Here is an 18,434-nt window from a genome sequence, read left to right as displayed (position 1 = left end):
GCGTGTGCCTTGCGGGGGACTGAAGCTCCTGGGGCCGCAGATATAATTTAAGGTTGATTTCATCAAAGCCCCCCGATACACCAGAGGAAGTCATGAGCGACACCCACCACGAAGAAGCGCACACCGGCCCCATCAAGAGCCCCAAGCAACTGCTGCTGGCGAGTTTTTTCTCGTTTGTGGTTCCTATCTTTGCCATCATCGGCCTGGTCATGTACGTCACATCGGCCGACAAACCCGCTGCTGGTGCGGCCAACCCTGAAAAGTCCATTGCCGAGCGGATCCAGAAGGTGGGCATGGTCGAGGTGCGCGATGCCAACCGCCCTCTGGCGACGGGTGAAGCAGTCTTCAAGGGCCAGTGCGCTGCCTGCCACGCCACGGGTGCGGCCGGGGCTCCCAAGCTGGCCGATGCCGCAGCCTGGGCAGAACGCATCAAGACCGGCTTCGATGCCCTGGTGCATTCGGCCTTGAAGGGCAAGGGTGCCATGGCGCCGCAGGGTGGCGGCGACTTCAACGACACCGAAATCGCGCGCGCCGTGGCCTACATGGCCAACGCCGCGGGCGCCAAGTTTGCAGAGCCTGCCGCTCCGGCGGCTGCCGGTGCATCATCACCTGCCGCGGATGCCTCTGCCGCTGCAGCACCTGCCGCGGATGCCTCTGCCGCTGCAGCACCTGCCTCGGCTGCATCGCAGTGATCCTTCGCGGGCCTTGCAGCCCGCGCACTGTGGCTGCGGCACCACGCTGCGGCCATGGGGCTGAAGGGCGCATGGTTCCTTGGTCCTGATGCAATTACGCCGTCACGGCGCCAACCCTGCCGAAGAAAGCCGACCCACTGAGGTCGGCTTTTTCATGCCCGCGCGGTGTGCGCCGGCCTCACTTCTCTCAACATCGGGACCCGCCGCCGCATCAGACCGCCGCCGCATCAGACCGGCGCTGCTGCAGCCGCCCCGCCGCCGCTGGCGACCCAGAGCGCCCGAGGGCTCTGGATGTAGCCATACTGCGTGGCCAGATCGGCGGCCCGCACCTCGCGTGGGGACCACAGCCCCCGCTCCACCGCTTCGGACGCGAGCAACACGTCCAGGGTGTGCACCAGGCCCAGGCCCTGGGCCGCAGTCAGGTAGACCCGGCCCTCTTCGTCCAGCAGGCAATCGAGCGCCGTGGCGGCCTGCCCGGTGTGCGAGACCAGCGACAGGTCCCGCTGGATGCGCCAGACGATGGGCGTGGCCTCGAGCTCGACGTACACCCGCTGCGGCCCGTTCTGAAAGAACCACTGCCCTTGGCCGTCGGCCTCGTAGTTGCGCTCGATGAACTCGATCAGCTTTTCGTGCTGTAGCAGCGAGCCCTTGGCTTCGGGGAAGGGGCCTGCGGCCTGCACCGCGTCGTCGCGCAGGTACCACCGGCCCCGCGCATCCAGGCCCAGCCAGCCGTAACAGTGGGGTACGTTGGGCCATTTGGCAATGGCTTGCTTGACGATGTCATCCATGGGGCGATTGTGCGGCGCCTGTCCAGCCGCCGATGTCAGCCTGATTCGCCAGCCAGCCGCCCACGGCATCGGGCATGCCGCGCACATTGCCGGGCAGCCGCCCCTGCGCAAAGCCCACGTGGCCGCCGTGCGGGGGTTGCCACAAGGTCACGCACCGGCCCACCTCGTGCGCCTGCGGCAGGCTGGCCGCGGGCACGAAGGGGTCGTTGCGCGCATTGACCACCAGCGCCGGCACGCGGATGCGGTGCAGCATCGGCTTGGACGACGCCCGCAGCCAGTAGTCCTCGGTGTTGCGAAAGCCGTGCACGGGCGCGGTGAACACGTTGTCGAAGGCGTACAGGTCGCGCGCGGCCAGCAGTGCCTGCCGGTCGAACAGGCCCGGGTGCTGCGCCAGCTTCTGCAGCGCCTTGGGCACCAGGGTGCGCATGAACATGCGGGTGTAGACCTGCCGGTTGAAGCCGCGCCCGATGGCGTGCCCGCCGGCCGCCAGGTCGATGGGCGAGCACACGGCCGCGACCGCGTCCACGCTGCGCGCGGCGTCCTCGCCCACCTCGGCGGCCCAGCGCAGCAACGCATTGCCCCCGAGCGACACCCCCACCGCCACCAGCGGCCCGGTGTGTGCTGCGCGCAGGCGCTGCAGGATCCAGCCGATCTCGGCATGGTCGCCGGAATGGTAGGCCCGCGGGGCGCGGTTGATCTCGCCGCTGCAGCCCCGAAAATGCGGCAAGGCGCAGGCCCAGCCGTGCTCGCGCGCGAAGTCAGCGAACGCTTCGCAGTAGTGGCTGCGCGACGAACCTTCCAGGCCGTGGAACACCACCAGCAGGGGCTGCGGCGCCGGTGTACCGGAGCCGGTGCCGGTGCCTGGGCTGCCGTCCACCAGAAAGTCCACGTCGATGAAGTCTCCGTCCGGCGTGTCCCAGCGCTCGCGGCGGTACTGGGGCTTGGGGCCGAACGCGCGGCGGGAGTAGAGGGCAGGCCAGATGGTCTGCAGCTGCCCACCCGGCAGCCAGCGTGGCGCTATATATTTCATAGCTATCGGCGCTTATTCATCCAGCGGCAGGCCGCAAAAACAGCTGCATCCATCCAGGGCCGTCCGTCCCGCTCAATGCAGCACCGGGCGCTGGGCATCGACCCCCTGCGCGTCGGGCGCGGTGCCGGCGCTCGCGTGGTGGGCCACCATGCGCCAGCCCTCCGGGGTCTTGTGATAGACATTGGTGGCCAGCACCACCGCCTGGTGCAGGCCGTCGGGCAGCATCACCTCGACATGTTCGGCCACGCTGTGCACGGCGCTGGACAAGGCCACCACCCGGTGCACCTGCACCGGCCGGGCCCGCACCGTGCCATGCGCGAACATGGCTTCGAAAGCGGCGCGGATCGCACCGGCGCCCATGAGCCGGGGCCCCCCGGGGTGCACGCAGACGATGTCGTCGTCTTCCGACCAGCAGGACATCAGCAGTTCGATGTCGCCGCGCTGCAGGGCTTCATAGAAAGCGGCCTCGGTGTCATCCGAGGATCCTCCGAGGGTGGCGGCGCTGGGGCGGGGCATGGGGGTCGGTGTGGCGTAGGAGGAGTCTGAGGGCGGCTGGCGCGCTGTGCCCATGGGCGGGCTGCGCGCAGGCTGCTATTGTGCGGTCATTGCCCAAAGCCGTGCACGGTGGCGGGCAGTTCGCGGGCAGCGCGGCGGCGGCGCACATCCGCCCGGCGCCCGCGCAGCCGGCCCTTGCAGCGGCGGCGCACCCACCCGATATCCGGCTTTCCATTTTCACCCGGTGCTGACCATCATGATGATGACGAAACGCTTTTTTGCCCTGCTGGCGGCCGTGCTGGCGCTCAGCGGCTGCGGCTACAACGACTTCCAGCGGCTGGACGAGCAGTCCAAGGCCGCCTGGAGCGAGGTCTTGAACCAGTACCAGCGCCGCGCCGACCTGGTGCCCAACATCGTCGCCACCGTCAAGGGCGAAGCCAATTTCGAGCAGGAAACCCTCACCCGCGTGGTCGAGGCCCGCGCCAAGGCGACGTCGATCCAGGTCACGCCCGAGACGCTGAACAACCCCGAGGCGTTCAGCAGGTTCCAGCAGGCGCAGGGCGAGCTGTCGGGCGCGCTGTCGCGGCTGATGGCCGTGTCCGAGCGCTACCCCACGCTGCAGGCCAACCAGGGCTTTCGCGACCTGCGCGTGACGCTGGAAGGCACCGAGAACCGCATCACCGTGGCGCGCAACCGCTACATCGAGACCGTGCAGAACTACAACGTGCTCGCGCGCAGCTTCCCCACCAACCTCACGGCCAAGGCGTTCAGCTACGCGCCCAAGCCCACCTTCACGGTCGCCAACGAGGCGCAGATCTCCGCACCGCCCACGGTGGACTTCTCGGCATCACAACCCAAGCGCTGAGGCCTGCGCGCCGACACAGCCCCTCACTTGGACCCAAAAATGCCTCTACCGCGCATCTGGCGGGCGCTAGCAGCTATATTTTTAATAGCAACATCGAGCGCCTGGGCCCAGGCTGACAAGGGCCTGCAGCCCGTGCCCGCCCTGACCCGCGCCGTGATCGACCAGACCGGCACGCTCAGCACCGACGACGCTGCCGCGCTGGACGCGCAGCTCCAGGCGCTGGAGCGCACCCGCGGCGCGCAGGTGGTGGTGCTGATGGTGGCGAGCACCGCGCCCGAAGACATCGCCGCGTACGCCAACCGCGTCGCCAACGTGTGGAAGATCGGCCGCCGCGAGGTGGGCGACGGCGTGCTGGTGGTCGTGGCCAAGAACGACCGCAGGATGCGCATCGAGGTCGCCAAGACATTGGAAGGCGCCATCCCCGACATCGCCGCCGCGCGCATCATCGACGGCACCATGAAGCCGAAGTTCCAGCAGGGCGACTACGCCGGCGGCCTGACTGACGCGGTGGCCGCACTGAGCGCACGCATCGCTGGCGAGGCCCTGCCCGCCCCGGCGCAAGGCAGCGAGTCCGACCCTCGCAGCCGCGCTACCGGCGGCGGCAGCGGATTCGACTGGGCGGACCTCGCCATCTTCCTGTTCTTCGGCGTGATCGTCGCGGGCCCGCTCGCGCGCAGCCTGCTGGGCGGGCGGATGGGCGGGCTGCTCATGGGCGGCGGGGTGGGCGCCATAGCCTTTCTCATCACCTCCAGCCTGCTGCTGGCGGGAGGCGCCGGCCTGATCGCCCTGCTCTACACCTGGCTCTTCGGCGGCCGCAGCGGCCCGGTGATCCAGGGCGGCAGCGCCGGCGGCTGGGGTGCGGGCGGGGGCCACTGGGGAGGCAGCGGCGGCAGCCGTGGCGGCGGAGGTGGTTTCGGCTCCGGGGGCGGCGGCTTCAGCTCGGGCGGCGGCGGCAATTTTGGCGGCGGCGGCGCGTCGGGAGGCTGGTGAACATGGCGGCACACCCTCTGACCCTGTGGCACCGCTGCCTGCGCCTGGCCCGCCACCGCTGGGCCGATGGCGCGCTGCAGCGGACCTTCCCTGCCGATGTGCTCGCGCGGCTCACCGAGCGCGTCACCGCCAGCGAGCGGCTGCACACCGGGCAGATCCGCATCTGCGTGGAGGCGGGGTTGCCGCTGTCGTACCTGTGGCGCGGCGCCAGCGCCAGGGAGCGTGCGGTGGCCCAGTTCGGCAAGCTGCACGTGTGGGACACCGCAGGCAACAACGGCGTGCTGATCTACCTGCTGCAGGCCGAACACGCCATCGAAATCGTGGCCGACCGCGGCCTGGCGGGTGCCGTGCCGGCCGACACCTGGCAGCGCATGGTGGCCGCGATGGGCGACGCGTTCCGCGCAGGGCGCCACGAGGAAGGCCTGACCCGCGCGATTTCCGAAGTGTCAGCCCTGCTGCAAGCGCACTTTCCCGCAGGCAGCGCACAGGCCACGGGCCATCGGCCTGGCAATGAGCTGCCGGACCGGCCGGTCATCGGTAGCGGGGGTTAGCAAGGGGCGAGGCGATCAGGCACAAGGCCCGCCGCAGCCGGCAGCGAACGCGCCGGCCCCTTTGCGCAGGCGGTGTGTGGCCGCCAGATCAGATCAGATGCGCTGCGCCCACTCGGCCATGCGCGAGCCTGGCGATGCGGGCACGGCTTCCAGCAGGCGCCGCTCCCAGCGCTCCACGTGGTTGAGCAGCAGTTCGATGGCGTTGAGCATCGCGCTGGCCGACGCCTCGGGCAGGGCCAGTGGCAAATGCACCACAGCCAGCCCCTGGGCATCCACGCCCGACCAGCCGCCGCCAAAGCCGGCCCCCATGTGGTTTCCCTGCATCAGCACCTGCATGCCCGCCGTGTCCACACGCTGCCCGCGCAATGCACAGGACAGCACCCAGCGCCCCTGCGCCGGGGCGCACCGCAACTCCACCGCACGGTCGCCATCGAAGAGGAGCCGGCAGCACCCCTGCGCATCGGCCCGCAGCGCCGGAATGCCGATGGCTTCGCCCAATGCAGCGATCAGAGGAGACACGTGGCTGTCGGACATGGCAGCAGGCTGGCGGTCGAAAGAGGCGGGATGGGGGGAGGTGGATACACCCGGGCGCGAACGCGGCCCAGGCAGCGCATACAGCGCTGGTCACAGGCAATGATACGCCTGTACACTTTGCTACATACCTTCGCCCGATGCGCCGCCAGGCGTCCAAGTGCGAGACACCGCGATTTCGTTGACGGCGCCGTCCCGGCGGTAAACGAAACGATCCGCCAACTTCTTGACGAAATGCACACCCAGCCCACCGATATGCCTGTCCTCGAGCGACGCCTCGATATCGGCAGCCACCAGCGTGGTGGGATCAAAAGCAGGGCCTTCGTCGCGCACGATGGCGCTCAGGGTGCGGGGCGCGGTGAACACCAGCTGCACCGTCACCGGGCCGCCCTGACCGCCGTATCCGTGGGTGGCGACGTTGGTGAGCAACTCGTCCAGCATCAGTCCGAAAGAAGACGCCAGCGGCAGGGGAGCCCCGTGCTCCATGGCCCAATCCTCCATGCGCTCGAAGAACGCTGGGAGCTCCGCGACGGTACCGGACAGGGTGCAGTGCAGTTCAGCCGGAGGGTTCATAGACAGCATGCGCTCGAAAGGGCCGTGGACATCGATGCGCACCGCCGCTCTCTCGGCCTGCACACGCGTCGGCGCATTGTGGCATGAGCGGAGCTGCCTTTTCACCCGCCAAGGCCACGCCGCAGCCCGGATCTGCCGCGCCCGCCACCCCGGCCATGGGCCCCCGGCCTGGCTTTGCAGCGCTGTGGGAACTGGCCGGGCTGTGGCTGCTGATCGTGCTGGCCGGCGTCGTGCTGATCGCCTTCCTGCTGCTGAACATCCGCACCCAGGAAGAGCAAGGCATCCAGCGCGCGCGGCTCTCGCTCACGCTGGCGGGCCTGCAGGAGTCGATCGAAGGCGACCTGGCGCTGGGCCTGGACCTCCCTGACCACCGCGCGATGCCGTCGCGCCTGGAAAAGGCCCTGGGCAGCGACAGGCAGCTGCACGCCATCGACGTGGTCGACCGGGCGGGCATCGCGCTCTTCAGCACGGACCGCGGCGCCATCGGCGAGCCGCTGCACCCCCGGGTCGCGCAGGCGGCCGAGGCCGGCGCCCGCGGCGACCGCACCTGGACGGCGCTGATCGGCACCGAGGCCGTCATGGGGCTGCCCCTGCACAACGCCTTCGGCGAAGTGGTGGGGCACATCAGCACCAGCTACGCGGCACCCGCGCCGGCCCTGCAGTGGGTGGACGGCGGATCGCTGCGCGACAAGCTGCTCAGCCCCATCCTGCTCACCACCCTGGCGATCTTCGTGCTGGTGGTGGTGATCGGCTGGCTGGCCGCGCGCTGGGCGCTGGCGCCGCAGTACCGCCGGCTGGCCTACGAACGCAACGGCCGCATGGCCCAGTCGCTGGCCGAGGCCGCCGCGGTGCGCGCGCGCATGGACGACTGCCTGGCGCGGCTGGACGAAAGCGAGCGCCTGGAATGAGCAGCCACCGCCGGCCCCGCCGTCCCAATGCGGCACTGCGCCTGGGCTGCATCGCCCTGGCGCTGCTGCTGGCCGCCGCGGCCGCCCTGGCCTGGAACACCTACGAACAGCTGCGCGGCATGCGGCAGGAAAGCGAGCGCGTGCGCGCCCAGCTCATGGCCGACTCGCTGAGCCAGCGCATCGGCCATGCGCTGGACATCGGCATTCCCCTGGAGGGCCTGGTGGGCGTGGAAGCGCTCTTCAACCAGCGCCTGGGCGCCCATGCCGAGATCCAGTCCATCGCCCTCCTGCAGGGGCCCGGCAAGGTGCTGTGGTTCGTGGAGCGCGAGCGCGCCACCAAGGTGGCCACGGGCACCGTGGCAGACGCCCCCATCACCGTGCGCGGCGAGCCCCGCGGCACCGTCCGCCTGGCGCTGCAGGAAACCGGCGCAGGTCCGTTTGCGCGCTCGGCCGCCACCCTGCTGCTGCCGGCGGTGCTGCTGCTGGCCGCGCTGGCCTTCCTGGCCGCGCGCTTCTCGGAAGCGCAGGGCGTGAAGCTGCGCAACCATGCGGTGCGGCTGGCCATGCGCGCCATTGCGAGCGGGCGCTACGACCGGTCCATGGTGCTGCCGCACCGGCGCGGGTTTGACCTGCGGGCGCAGCAACTGGGCCACGCCGTGCGCGGCGTGCACGAAACACTGACGCGCGTGCGCCGGCTGATCTCGTCGCTGCGCCAGACCGAGCCCCAGGCCCAGCGGCGCGAGTACCTGGACATGCTGCTGGCCGAGGCCCAGGGCACCCACCGTTTTGCCGAACACGGCCTCACGCAGGTCCGCGTCGTGGCCGCCGAGGCGCAGTCCTTCTGGGCCAGCCTGCTGATCACGCTGGGCGCCGTGGCGCTGCTCGCGCTGGCCACCTCCGCATCGAACGCGGTGGCCGACCTGCCGCCCCTCCAACTGGCCCTGCTGCCGGCCGCGTTCATCGTCTCGGCCGCCCTCGCCGCCTGGGTCACGCAGGGCCGGCGCTGGCCGGTGCTGTCGGTGCTGTTCTCGGCCTGCGCCGGACTGGCGGGGCTCGCCCTCGTGCTGGCCTCGGGCGCGTGGACCGGCTACACCCCCCTGCAATGGCTGCCCGGTGTCGCGCTGTGGTGCGGCGGCTTCGCGGGTGCGGCGCTGGCCGCCTGCATGACGGTCGAGCAGGTGCCGCGCCGCCAGGATTTCAAGCACGCCATGCCCCGCTGGCCCAAGGCGGCGATGGGCGCCTGGGTGGGCGCCACCGTCTGGCTCGGCCCGGCACTGGGCTCGGTGGCGTTCACCGCGCTGGGCGGGCTCTACGGCGGGCTGGCACTGACGCTGCCGCTGCTGTGTGCCAGCTTCCTGCTGTTGCGCTGGAACGAGCCGCGCAGCCCCTGGCGCCACCGCGTCGGCGCGCGCGCCCAGGCCCAGGCAGCCGCCGCGGCCCGGTCGGGGCTGCGCGCCGTCAGCGTGACGGCCTGCATCGCTGCGGCATCGGGCCTGCTCATGGTGGCCGGGTGGATGTCCGCCACCGCCGTGCCGCACGGCCTGGCGCAGGCAGCCGTGGCCAGCGCGCTCGGGGTCGGCCTGCTGGGGGGCCTGCTCGATCCGCTGCGCAGGCGCCGCCACACCGGCGCCGCGCTGGCCATGGCGGCCCTGGTGAATGCCCTCGCCCTTGCGCTGCCAGGCGCCGGCGCCTGGCAGATCGCGGCCCTGTCGGTGGCGGCCCTGCTCACGGCCTACCTGCTGGGCCATGCGGTGACATCGACCCAGCGCACCCACCACACCCCCGCGTCCGCCACGCTGCTGGGCACGGCCCTCGGCGCACTGCTGGCGGGCGGCATCGCGGCAGCGGGCCTGCCCACCACCAGCCTTTTGCTCGTCGCCACGCTGGCCGTCGGGGTCAGCTGGTGGGCGCAACCCCGTCCGCAGCCCTGGCAGCCGACACGAAAGGACAGCGATGCAGCTTAAGCGGCGCATCATGTTCATCCTGCTGTTGGCGATGGCACTGCTGGTGACCGCCCTGGGCATGATGGGCTGGCTAGGCGAGCAGCGCTGGGCGCAGCGTTACAACGAGGCTCTTTTGCAGGGCCAGCGGATCGCCTGGGACAAGCTCCAGAACGAGAGCCTGGACCGCCAGGACGCGCTCGCGCGCAAGCTGCTGGAAGACCCGTCGTTCCGCAACCTGCAGGCACCGGGTGCGCAGCAGCGCATCGACACCCTGCTGGCCCATGCCGTGCGCCAGGCGCCAGGCCTGCGCATCGACATCCTGGGGCCTGGCGGTGCGCTCATCTCCACCACCGAGCCCGGGTTCGACCCGCAGCCGCTGGCCGAATCCGGCTGGGTGAAGGCGGCGCTGGAATCGCCCTCGGGCGTGCGCGGCCTGAGCCAGGTGGCCCCGCGCCAGTACGACTGGGTGCTGGTGCGCGGCTTCGACGGCGGCGCGCTGGCCATCGGGCAGGACGTGGCGCAGCGCCTGCCCGAATTGGCAGCCTATCTGGGCGGCGACATCTTCATCGTGAACATGCGCGGCAAGGAAACGCTGGGCACCCAGCCGGGCAACCTGGCGGCCACCGGCGCGGTGGTGCCCGTGCGCTCTTCGCAGGCGCTGATCCTGCCGCTGTCCAGCACCTCGGCCAGCAGCCAGGGCGCCCTGCAGCTGGTCAGCCAGCCGGTGGTGAACCCCGACAAACGCGTGGTGGGCGCGCTGGTGTGGGTGCAGGACGTCACCGCGCAGTACCGGTCCGACAAGTTCTTCAACTGGGCGGCAGCCGGCGGCGCACTGCTTTTCGCGGCCCTGGTGGTGATGGGCCTGGCCGCCTACATGCAGCACGCGATGGAGCCGCTGACGCGGTCCGTGGGCGTGCTCAAGGCGCTGGCCAGCGGCGCCACCGACGCGTCGCTGGACGACGGCGAGGAGGAGGCCGAGGACGAGTCCGGCGCCATCGCCCGCGGCGTGGTGGCCATCCGCTCGGAACTGCTCAACCTGGAAACCCTGCGGCAGGAGCGCATCCGCATCCGCCACCAGCAGGAGCGCCTGATCCGCGACCAGCTGCGCTCGCTGGCCGAGAGCCTGGACCCGGCGTCCCGCGAGGAGATCCTGGCGTCGCTGGCCACGCGCGCCGAGATCCCGGTGCCCGTTGCCGAGACCGTGCAAAGCGGCACCAACCAGCTGGCCGAACTCGCCGGGATCCTCGGGCGCATGTCGGGCCTGGTGAGCACCCAGCAAAGCCGCCTGCTCAAGCTGCTGCGCGAGCTGCAGGCCGCGGTGCAGACACAGGCCATGCTCGCCAGCCTGCAGCAGGAGCTCGAGATCGCGCGCCAGATGCAGCTGTCGATCCTGCCGCGCTCGGCCCCCGACGTGGGCGAGATCGAGATCGCCGCCACCATGATCCCTGCCAAGGAGGTGGGCGGCGACTTCTACGACTACTTCCCCATCGACGACGAGCACCTGGCCATCGTGGTCGCCGACGTTTCGGGCAAGGGCGTTCCGGCCGCGTTCTTCATGGCGATCTCGCGCACGCTGCTCAAGAGCAACGCGCTGTTCCTGCGCTTTCCGGGCGCGACCATCGCCGCGCTGAACGACCAGCTGTGCGCCGAGAACGACCAGATGATGTTCGTCACCGTGTTCTACGGCGTGCTGCACCTGCGCAGCGGGCGGCTGACCTACGTGAACGCCGGCCACAACCCGCCCATCCGGCTGCGGGAGGGCAAGGCGACCTTCTTCGAGCGCGGCTCCAACATGGCGCTGGCCGTGCTCGAAGGACAGGAATACAACGAAGGCGAGGTCATGCTGTCGCCGGGCGAGACCCTGCTGCTCTACACCGACGGCGTGACCGAGGCCAACAACGCCGAGGGCGTCCTGTTCGGCGACCAGGCGCTGCTCGATGCCATGGAGGCCGTGGGCGCCGACCCGGTGCACAAGGGCCATGCGGCCGGCGTGCCGCAGCGCGTGGTTCAGGCGGTGCGCGCGTTCGAGGCCGGGGCCGCGCAGGCCGACGACATCACCGTGGTGGCCATCACCTACCAGGGAGCGCGGTCGTGATGCAGGTGCCGCACGTACCGCAGCCGCACGCCCGCGTCGTCGCGCACTTCGCCGATGCCGGTGTAGCCGGCCGCGCAGGCCGCCTGCAAGGCGCCGAAATCATCGCTTTGCAAGAGCTTCTCGTCGCCCATGTCGAAATGCAGGCCGTGCTGCAGGTCGATCATCGCCACATGGCGCTCAAGCCCGTCGATGACGCCCGTCCAGGCGATGTGCAAGCCCTGGCGCAGCAGGTTGTGGCGGCTGCTGTGATTGAGCAGCGACACCATCGCCATGCACAGCGGACGGCCGCGCGCATGGGCCAGCGCCAGCCGCGCGGCCAGCAGCGTGCGCTGCAGCCTGCGGCCGCGCCATTCGGGCAGCACCATGCAGCTCGACAGATGGGTGACCTTGCCATGCAGGGCGGGTTCGAGGCCGATCACGGCCCCCAGGTTGTCAGGCGAATCCGCGTCGGGGAAGCCCACCATCGCATAGGCGACCAGCGCGCCGTGGGCAAACACCCCGATGGTCTCGCCCAGGGGCTGCGTGTGGGCCTCGAAGAACAGCTGCTCGTCGTCCTCGCGCACGTAGAAGTCAGGGTTGGGCAGGTCGGCGATCACCCGGTCGCGCAGTGCGCTCCACGCCGCAAAGTCGTTGGGCAGCAGGATGTGGGCACTCAGATCCGGAAGATGCGCGAAGGCGGCATCCGGCGACAGGGACGGGGGCGTATGTTGAATCGACGACAGCAAACCAGAGACTCCGACAGCAGCGTGCGAGTTTGCACGACAACGGGACTGTTGCAAAGCAAGCCGGCGCAGCGCAGCCAAGGCAAAGGGTATTTCTCATGAGTGACAGCACCACCACCGAAGCCGCCGCGCACGGCACCGCCGCGTCCATCGACCTCACGGCGCTGCGCCCGCGCCTTCGCCGCGAGTCGCTGGTGTTCGCGGCGATCTTCTCGCTGGCGCTGTTCGGGCTCTCGCTGGTGCTCATCGCCTGGCGTACCGAGCAGTTGCTCACGCAGCTGTCGCAGGACCGCGTGGTGCGGCTTTTGCAGCAGGTGGCGGACGAGGCCGAGCGCGGCATGCAGTTCGGCGTGGCCGTGGCCGACCAGACATCGCTGGTGGATCGGCTGCAGCGCATGCAGTCCGAAGACAAGGCGCTGCGCGCAGTCTTCGTGGACACGGACCGCGGCGATCCGGTGGCCCAGGCCGGCGACGAGGCATGGCGCACCGCCGTCGACGGGCGCTGGAACGCGCCGCTGCGCAGCGGCGGGCCAGATCACCCGCCCAGCGTGCGCACCACCGGGCGTGGCGTGTTCGTGGGCACGGCGATGTTCGACTCGACCGGCGCCCCCGCTGCCACCATCTGGGCGGCCGTGGACCCGGCCATCGCCCGGGCACAGGCGCACGAAGCGGCTACCAGCATGGTGCTCAAGGCGCTGCCCCTGATCGCCGGCACGCTGTTCCTGACCTGGTGGGCGCTGATACGCTGGGGCACCCGCGTGATCGAGTCGTTGCAGCGCCGCCGCCCCGAGGGCAACCGCGCCGCAGGCGCGGACCGTGCGGACCGTTCAGCCGCCCCCCGCACCCACGGCTATGGCAAGGGGCTGTGGCTCGCGCTGCTGCTGGCGGGCGTGGCGGCACCGTCCACCATGGTGTGGATCGCACGCGAAGCGGCGCGCCCCTTCGTCACCGAACAGATCCAGGCCAACGCGGACGCCGTGGGCCGCACCCTGTCCGGCCAGGTGGCGCGCGCGCTCGCGGCGGGCGTGCCCTGGAGCAGCCTGAACGGCATGGATGAACTCTTCAAGAAGCAGCTGGCCGAAGCGCCCGAGCTGAGCTACCTGGCCCTGCGCCAGGGCGAGGCTGCCGCCACCCACACCACCTGGGGCGGCGATGTGCCCGCCACCCAGCAGCGCGAGAGCGAAACGGATTTTTCCCAGCGCCTCGTGAAGGTCACGCAGGACGGCGGCCAGGTCGTGGTGGGCTATCCGGCCGACTACGTGAACCGCCAACTGGGCGGCATGCTGCTCGACCTGGTGCTGGCCCTGGTGATCGCCGCGGTGCTGGTGCGCGAGCTGTCGCGCGGCCTGTGGCGCAAGTCGCTGCTGTACCCGCTGGCTGCCTATGCCCAGGCCCGCGGCTGGCAGCGCGTGCAACGCCGCTGGCAGCGCCGGCACGCGGTGGCGCGCGACGCGGCCGAGGCCCACGACCGGGACGCGGCGGAGTGCCGCGCACAGTTGCTGGAGGCCGCCGGCCAACCGCAGGGCGAGCGCACCGAGGCCACGGTGGTGCCCGCCGCCGTCGCCTCGCAACTGACGCTGCTGCGCCTCACGGTCTTTCTGGTCGCGCTGTCCGAGGAGCTTCTGCGCCCGTTCTTCACGGTGTTCGCCAGCGAAGTGCGTCCCTTCGACATGGCCCTGTCGCCCACCATGGTGGCCGGCCTGCCCGTCGCCGCGTTCATGACCACGCTGGCGCTGGCGCAGCCCCTGGGCCCGGCGCTGGCCAAGCGCTTTGACCTGCGCTGGAGCCTGATGCTCTCGGCCCTGGTCGGCATGTTCGCGCTGGCCGCCACGTCCTGGGCCAAGGACGCCTGGACGCTCATTGCGCTGCGCGCCACGGGCGGCGCGGCCTACGGGCTGGCGCTGATCCTGGTGCAGACCGCCATCGTGCGCATCACGCCGCCCAAGCAGCGCGCGCGCGGGCTCGCCGAAGTGGCCGCCGCCATCGTGGCGGCCGGCATCGTGGGCCCCCCGTTCGGCGGAATGATCGCGGCGCGTGCCGGCGATGTGGCGGGCTTCGTGACCTGCGCGCTATGCATGGCCGCCGCCCTGGTGGCCGCGATGCGCCTGTCGCTCGACCGCGCCACGATGGGCGCGCAGGCCGCACAGAGGGGACTGGCCACCACGGGCGGCTGGCGCGGCTACTGGGCCGTGCTGCGCGAGCCCCGCGCGGTGTGCGTGATCCTGGGCTCCGCCCTGCCCGGCCGCCTGGTGGCCGTGACCGTGTTGTCGGTGGTGGTGCCGCTGTACATGAGCGAGCTGCAGCAGCAGCCTGCGGTGGCGGGCCGTGTGCTGCTGCTGTACTTTCTGTGCTTTGCGTCCACGGCCACGCTGGTGGCGCACTGGTCCGACCTGCTCGGGCAGCGCAAGCCCTTCATCGTGCTCGGCGGCGTGCTGAGCGTACTGGCCTGCCTGTCGCTGCCGGCGCTCGGCGGTGTCTGGGGGATGGCGGCCTGCTGCGCCTTGCTGGGCTTCGGTCAGGCGTTCCAGTCGTCGCCGCAGATCGCATTGACCACCGAGGTGTTCGAACACCAGCCCGACGGCCAGGCCACGGCCACGCCCGAGCAGGCGCTGGCGGCGTTCCGCCTCATCGAGCGGGCCGGCAGCATCGTCGCCCCTTTTGTGACGGCCATTGCGGTCACGGCCTTCGGTTTTGCCGGGGCGGTCGTCGCGGTCGGCATCTTGCTGACCGTTGCCACCCTGGGACTGCTGGCCGGCCTGCGCGTACCGCGCGCCGGCGCGGCAGCGTAACGCCCGCCCTGAGCACAGGAGACATTCATGCCCCGTATTTACACCGCACTCCGGGCCCTGGCGGCCGCATCGATCCTCTGCGCAGCCGCTGCGCACGCCCAGCAGCCCGCTCCCGCCACGCCGTCCAGCGGTGCGGCAGCGGCCGTGGCTGCGGCCACCGCACGCTACACCGTGGCCATGGTGCTGCCGCGCGACGAGCAGAACATCGAGGCCGGGTTCACCAGCTACCTGCAGCGCCAGGACGTGCCGGTGCGCTACGTCAACATCCGCTACTCGGGCAAGGCCGACGACATCGCCGACCTGCGCAGCCGGGTGCGCGCAGCCAACCCGGACCTGATCTACGTGTGGGGCACGCCCACGTCCCTGGCGCTGGCGGGCCGCCACGACCAGCCCAACGCCGGCAACCCGATCCGCGACATCCCGATCGTCTTCACGGAAGTGACCGATCCGGTAGGCGCCGGCTTGCTCCCCGCGCTGGAGCATCCCGCGCGCAATGTGACGGGCGTGAGCCACGTGGCGCCCCTGCCGGTGCAGCTCAACGCGATCCGCGCCTACCGGCCGTTTGCCAAGCTGGGCTACCTGCACAACCCGGTGGAGCCCAATTCGGCGCTCATCCGCGACCGGCTCAAGGACCTGGCCAAGACGCAGAACTTCGAAGTCGTCGAGGCCGCCCTGCCCCTGCTGCCCACCGGCGCGCCGGACCCGGGGCAGATCGCCGCGCAGGTCAAGAGCCTGGCGGAGCGCGGTGCCGACCTGCTTTACGTGGGCCCCATCACCTTCCTGGCGTTCACGCACCGCGACGCCGTCACCACCGCAGCACTGGAGAACAAGCTGCCGACCTTCTGCGCCACCGAGAGCATCGTGCGGCAGTCGGGCTGCATGTTCGGGCTGTTCTCGAACGGCGCCAACATCGGCCGCTACGCCGGGTCCATGGCGCGCCAGATCCTGGTCGAGAAAAAACGCACCCAGGACATTCCGGCCTCGACGCTGCAGCGCTTCTCGCTGCTCATCAACATGCGCACGGTGCACGCCCTGGGCCTGTACCCGCCCATGCTGCTGCTCAACGTGGCGGAAGTCATCAACGTGGAAACGCAGGCAGCGGCGAAGTAGGCGCGCAACGCCATCCATCGCAGCCCTGGGCCAGGCGCGATGGAACCTCTTGCACGACGGGGTTACCAAGTCCTTGCAACGCCCGCGCCTCGGCGCGGGCGGCAGTCCCGTGGCCCTGATGCCGCCCACCCCATCCCCCGCACCGCCAGGAGCAACCGCCATGTCCTTTTCCCCGATCCAGACCGGCACCACGACGGCTCCGACCTGGACCTCCGGCACCGCACCGACAGGCAGCGGCGAGGTACAGGGAAAGCTCGGCGGCCACACCGTGACCGCCCTGGCCACCCCGCCCCACGCAGCACTGGGCGAAGCGCTGCGCGCCACGCCCCAACCCACGAGCGGACGGCCTCTGCAGGAGCGCACCGTCTCCACCGCGCCCCAGGCGCCCGCAGCGCTGCGCCGCGAGGCCCTGGCCACGCCCACTGCGCTGCGCGACACCGTGGGCGAGCCCAAGCGCGACTGGAAGCTGTTCGGCATTACGGTGATGCACCGATCCACGGGCCACAAGGACGTGCTGAACAAGCTCGAGTCCTTCCACAAGGCTGCCGGCAACGACCGCCCGCCCGCACCGCCGACCACCCCGGAATCCCGCAAGGCCTATGCCGAGGGGCAGATCCACAAGCTGTCGCAGGAGCTGGGCGAGCTCGAACGCTCCTGCGACGCCTATGCGCAAGGCAATTCGCGCCGCAGCCACCGGGACGACATCGCCCAGCTCAAGGGCCAGGTGCAGGCCCAGCGCGCGCAGCTTGACGGGCTGCGCGATCAGATCGGCAGGGAAGGCATGCCCGAGGGCCTGAGCGTTGCCGATGCGCGCGCGTTCTCGCAGCACAAGCCCCCGCTGTCGCTGCAGGACATCCACGCCGTGACCACCGCGCTGCGCGCCATCGGCATGAACCCCGCCGAACTGCAGGCGGGCGTCGAGAGGCTGTTCAGCCTGCCGCTCGACGGTGAGTCGCTGGTGCAGGCCATCAAGCTCAAGATGCCCGAGGGCCTGGCGCAGCAGTACGCGCAGACCGGTGTGCCGATCCGCCCCGAGACGGCGGGCCTGGCCTTCAACGACAAGACCCTCGACAGGAGCCCCGAAGCCGGCGGTGGGTTGACGAAGCTGGGCAGCGGCGCGGTCAACACGGTGTTCAAGGGCCACTACCAGCTGGGCGACGGCACGCGTTTCACCGGCGTGTTCAAGCCCTCCGTGCCGGGGGGCGAGCAGCCCGATGCGGTCTCGGCGTCCGGCATCAACACCGATCGGCCCGTGATGGAGCAGCGCAACGTGGCGGTGCACCGCCTGGACCAGCACCTGGGCATGGGCGTCACACCCAAAGCCGAAATCGGCGTGCACGAGGTGGACGGCCAGCAGCGGATGGGACTGGTGATGTCCTTCGCGCCAGGGTTGTCGCCCCTGAAGTCGGGTGACGTGGTCGTGACGCTGTCGCCCGAGAAGCGCGCCGAGCTGAGCGCGAGCCCCGAGTTGGCCACGGCCTACGCACGGGAAAAAGGCTTTGTGGGCGGCAAGCTGGTGGAAGGGGGCCTCCAGCTGATCAACTCCATGGAAGTGGAAAACATGGACGGCGAGATCACGGTGCAGGAGAAGGATGCCTTCGTGGCGTTCGACTTCTCCGACCCGGTGCTGCGCGAGAAAACCACCGATTTGCAGTGGCTCGATGCGCTGTGCGGCCAGGTGGACCGCCACGGCCACAACTACATCGTGCAGCAGGGCGCGGATGGCCGCGTCACCGGCGTGATCGGCATCGACAACGACATCGCCTTCGGCGACCAGCTGACCGACCCCAACGATGTGAACCCCGCGGCGATGCGCACGCGCACGGGCGAATCGCCGCCGTTCAAGGGCTGCGTGCTGCCCCAGGTGGTCAGCACCAAGACCGCCACCGCGCTGCTGGCCATGACGCCCGACAAGATGCTCGAACTGATGGGGCCGGGCTTCACCCCCGGGGAGCAAGCGGCCGCGCAGAGCCGGCTCGGCGCCATTCAGACGCACGTGCGCGACCTGCAGGCCAAGGGCCAGGTCGCCGAGCGCACCGAAGATTGGGGTTCCGAGCGCGTTGGCAGCCTGCTGGGCATGGGTACCACCGATGCCCTGACCCAGCTCGAAACGCTGCGCAGCCAGCAGCCGCGCACCCCCGCGGTCAACCGGCAGATCCAGGCGCTGGAAGAACAGATCTCCAACGTCAGCTACGTCGCGCGCGAATCGTCCATCCTGGCCGAGGTCCGCACAAGTCGCCAGCAACCGCTGCTGGACCCGCGCAGCGTTCGCTGACGCACATCCGGCACCCCGACACCCAGACACCGCGGTCTTGGCACCCAGCAGCCACGCGACATTCCACCCGGACTACC

The 18,434-nt window shown here is 70.5% G+C and carries 15 protein-coding genes and 1 pseudogene; 10 read left to right on the top strand and 6 right to left on the bottom strand.

What is annotated here, in order from left to right:
• Nucleotides 1-92: 92 nt before the first annotated feature.
• A pseudogene (locus ACSQ3D_RS16940) lies at nt 93-686 on the top strand (c-type cytochrome); the annotation flags it as partial.
• 233 nt (nt 687-919) lie between these two features.
• Here ACSQ3D_RS16940 and ACSQ3D_RS16935 read toward each other — a convergent pair.
• From ACSQ3D_RS16935 to ACSQ3D_RS16925, 3 genes are all read right to left on the bottom strand, one after another.
• Nucleotides 920-1,480, bottom strand: a complete 561-nt coding sequence (locus tag ACSQ3D_RS16935) for a DUF2946 family protein (RefSeq protein WP_436127663.1) — start codon at nt 1,478-1,480, stop codon at nt 920-922.
• Complete coding sequence (locus tag ACSQ3D_RS16930) at nt 1,473-2,510, bottom strand: YheT family hydrolase (RefSeq protein WP_436127662.1); 1,038 nt, start codon at nt 2,508-2,510, stop codon at nt 1,473-1,475. The genes ACSQ3D_RS16935 and ACSQ3D_RS16930 overlap by 8 nt, the downstream gene beginning before the upstream one ends.
• 72 nt (nt 2,511-2,582) lie before the next feature.
• On the bottom strand, nt 2,583-3,026 hold the full coding sequence (locus tag ACSQ3D_RS16925) for a YybH family protein (RefSeq protein WP_056416865.1): 444 nt from the start codon (nt 3,024-3,026) through the stop codon (nt 2,583-2,585).
• Between the two features lie 241 nt (nt 3,027-3,267).
• Between ACSQ3D_RS16925 and ACSQ3D_RS16920 the strand changes: the two genes are divergently transcribed.
• Genes ACSQ3D_RS16920 through ACSQ3D_RS16910 form a run of 3 tightly spaced genes read left to right on the top strand, consistent with a single transcriptional unit; the run spans nt 3,268 to nt 5,411 of the window.
• The gene (locus ACSQ3D_RS16920) at nt 3,268-3,870 is read left to right on the top strand and encodes a LemA family protein (RefSeq protein WP_436127779.1); all 603 of its coding nucleotides are present in this window, start codon (nt 3,268-3,270) and stop codon (nt 3,868-3,870) included.
• A 39-nt stretch (nt 3,871-3,909) separates the two neighbouring features.
• Nucleotides 3,910-4,860, top strand: coding sequence for a TPM domain-containing protein (locus tag ACSQ3D_RS16915; protein WP_436127661.1), 951 nt, complete (start codon nt 3,910-3,912; stop codon nt 4,858-4,860).
• Nucleotides 4,861-4,862: 2 nt separating this feature from the next.
• A complete protein-coding gene (locus tag ACSQ3D_RS16910) occupies nt 4,863-5,411 on the top strand; it encodes a TPM domain-containing protein (RefSeq protein ID WP_056416827.1) in 549 nt (182 codons plus the stop codon).
• A gap of 93 nt (nt 5,412-5,504) precedes the next feature.
• On the opposite strand, the gene ACSQ3D_RS16905 is transcribed toward ACSQ3D_RS16910, so the two are convergent.
• Both ACSQ3D_RS16905 and ACSQ3D_RS16900 read right to left on the bottom strand, forming a co-directional pair.
• Nucleotides 5,505-5,945: a type III secretion system chaperone gene (locus tag ACSQ3D_RS16905; RefSeq protein ID WP_056416825.1), complete on the bottom strand. Its 441-nt coding sequence runs from the start codon at nt 5,943-5,945 to the stop codon at nt 5,505-5,507.
• A 120-nt stretch (nt 5,946-6,065) separates the two neighbouring features.
• Nucleotides 6,066-6,557 (bottom strand): ATP-binding protein, encoded by a 492-nt coding sequence (locus tag ACSQ3D_RS16900; protein WP_156370650.1) that lies wholly within the window; start codon nt 6,555-6,557, stop codon nt 6,066-6,068.
• Between the two features lie 41 nt (nt 6,558-6,598).
• Between ACSQ3D_RS16900 and ACSQ3D_RS16895 the strand changes: the two genes are divergently transcribed.
• The 3 genes from ACSQ3D_RS16895 to ACSQ3D_RS16885 are packed head-to-tail and all read left to right on the top strand — an operon-like array spanning nt 6,599 to nt 11,461.
• On the top strand, nt 6,599-7,423 hold the full coding sequence (locus ACSQ3D_RS16895; protein ID WP_056416820.1) for a hypothetical protein: 825 nt from the start codon (nt 6,599-6,601) through the stop codon (nt 7,421-7,423).
• On the top strand, nt 7,420-9,387 hold the full coding sequence (locus ACSQ3D_RS16890) for a hypothetical protein (protein WP_436127660.1): 1,968 nt from the start codon (nt 7,420-7,422) through the stop codon (nt 9,385-9,387). Before ACSQ3D_RS16895 ends, ACSQ3D_RS16890 begins: the two co-directional genes overlap by 4 nt.
• Nucleotides 9,377-11,461 carry a PP2C family protein-serine/threonine phosphatase gene (locus ACSQ3D_RS16885; RefSeq protein ID WP_156370648.1) on the top strand — a complete coding sequence of 695 codons (2,085 nt, stop codon included), beginning with the start codon at nt 9,377-9,379 and terminating at the stop codon, nt 11,459-11,461. Before ACSQ3D_RS16890 ends, ACSQ3D_RS16885 begins: the two co-directional genes overlap by 11 nt.
• On the opposite strand, the gene ACSQ3D_RS16880 is transcribed toward ACSQ3D_RS16885, so the two are convergent.
• On the bottom strand, nt 11,440-12,186 hold the full coding sequence (locus ACSQ3D_RS16880) for a GNAT family N-acetyltransferase (protein ID WP_056416812.1): 747 nt from the start codon (nt 12,184-12,186) through the stop codon (nt 11,440-11,442). The genes ACSQ3D_RS16885 and ACSQ3D_RS16880 overlap by 22 nt on opposite strands.
• A 95-nt stretch (nt 12,187-12,281) precedes the next feature.
• Here ACSQ3D_RS16880 and ACSQ3D_RS16875 point away from each other — a divergent pair, with 95 nt between their 5' ends.
• The 3 genes from ACSQ3D_RS16875 (at nt 12,282) to ACSQ3D_RS16865 (ending at nt 18,357) form a co-directional block, all read left to right on the top strand.
• The gene (locus tag ACSQ3D_RS16875) at nt 12,282-14,972 is read left to right on the top strand and encodes an MFS transporter (RefSeq protein WP_396507246.1); all 2,691 of its coding nucleotides are present in this window, start codon (nt 12,282-12,284) and stop codon (nt 14,970-14,972) included.
• Nucleotides 14,973-14,999: 27 nt separating this feature from the next.
• A complete protein-coding gene (locus ACSQ3D_RS16870; protein WP_436127659.1) occupies nt 15,000-16,082 on the top strand; it encodes an ABC transporter substrate-binding protein in 1,083 nt (360 codons plus the stop codon).
• A 160-nt stretch (nt 16,083-16,242) separates the two neighbouring features.
• Nucleotides 16,243-18,357, top strand: a complete 2,115-nt coding sequence (locus tag ACSQ3D_RS16865) for a hypothetical protein (RefSeq protein ID WP_436127658.1) — start codon at nt 16,243-16,245, stop codon at nt 18,355-18,357.
• Nucleotides 18,358-18,434 lie beyond the last annotated feature (77 nt).

The sequence above is a fragment of the Acidovorax sp. LjRoot117 genome (assembly GCF_964252695.1).
Lineage (GTDB): Bacteria > Pseudomonadota > Gammaproteobacteria > Burkholderiales > Burkholderiaceae_C > Acidovorax.
This window is presented reverse-complemented; position numbering and strand designations above follow the sequence as displayed.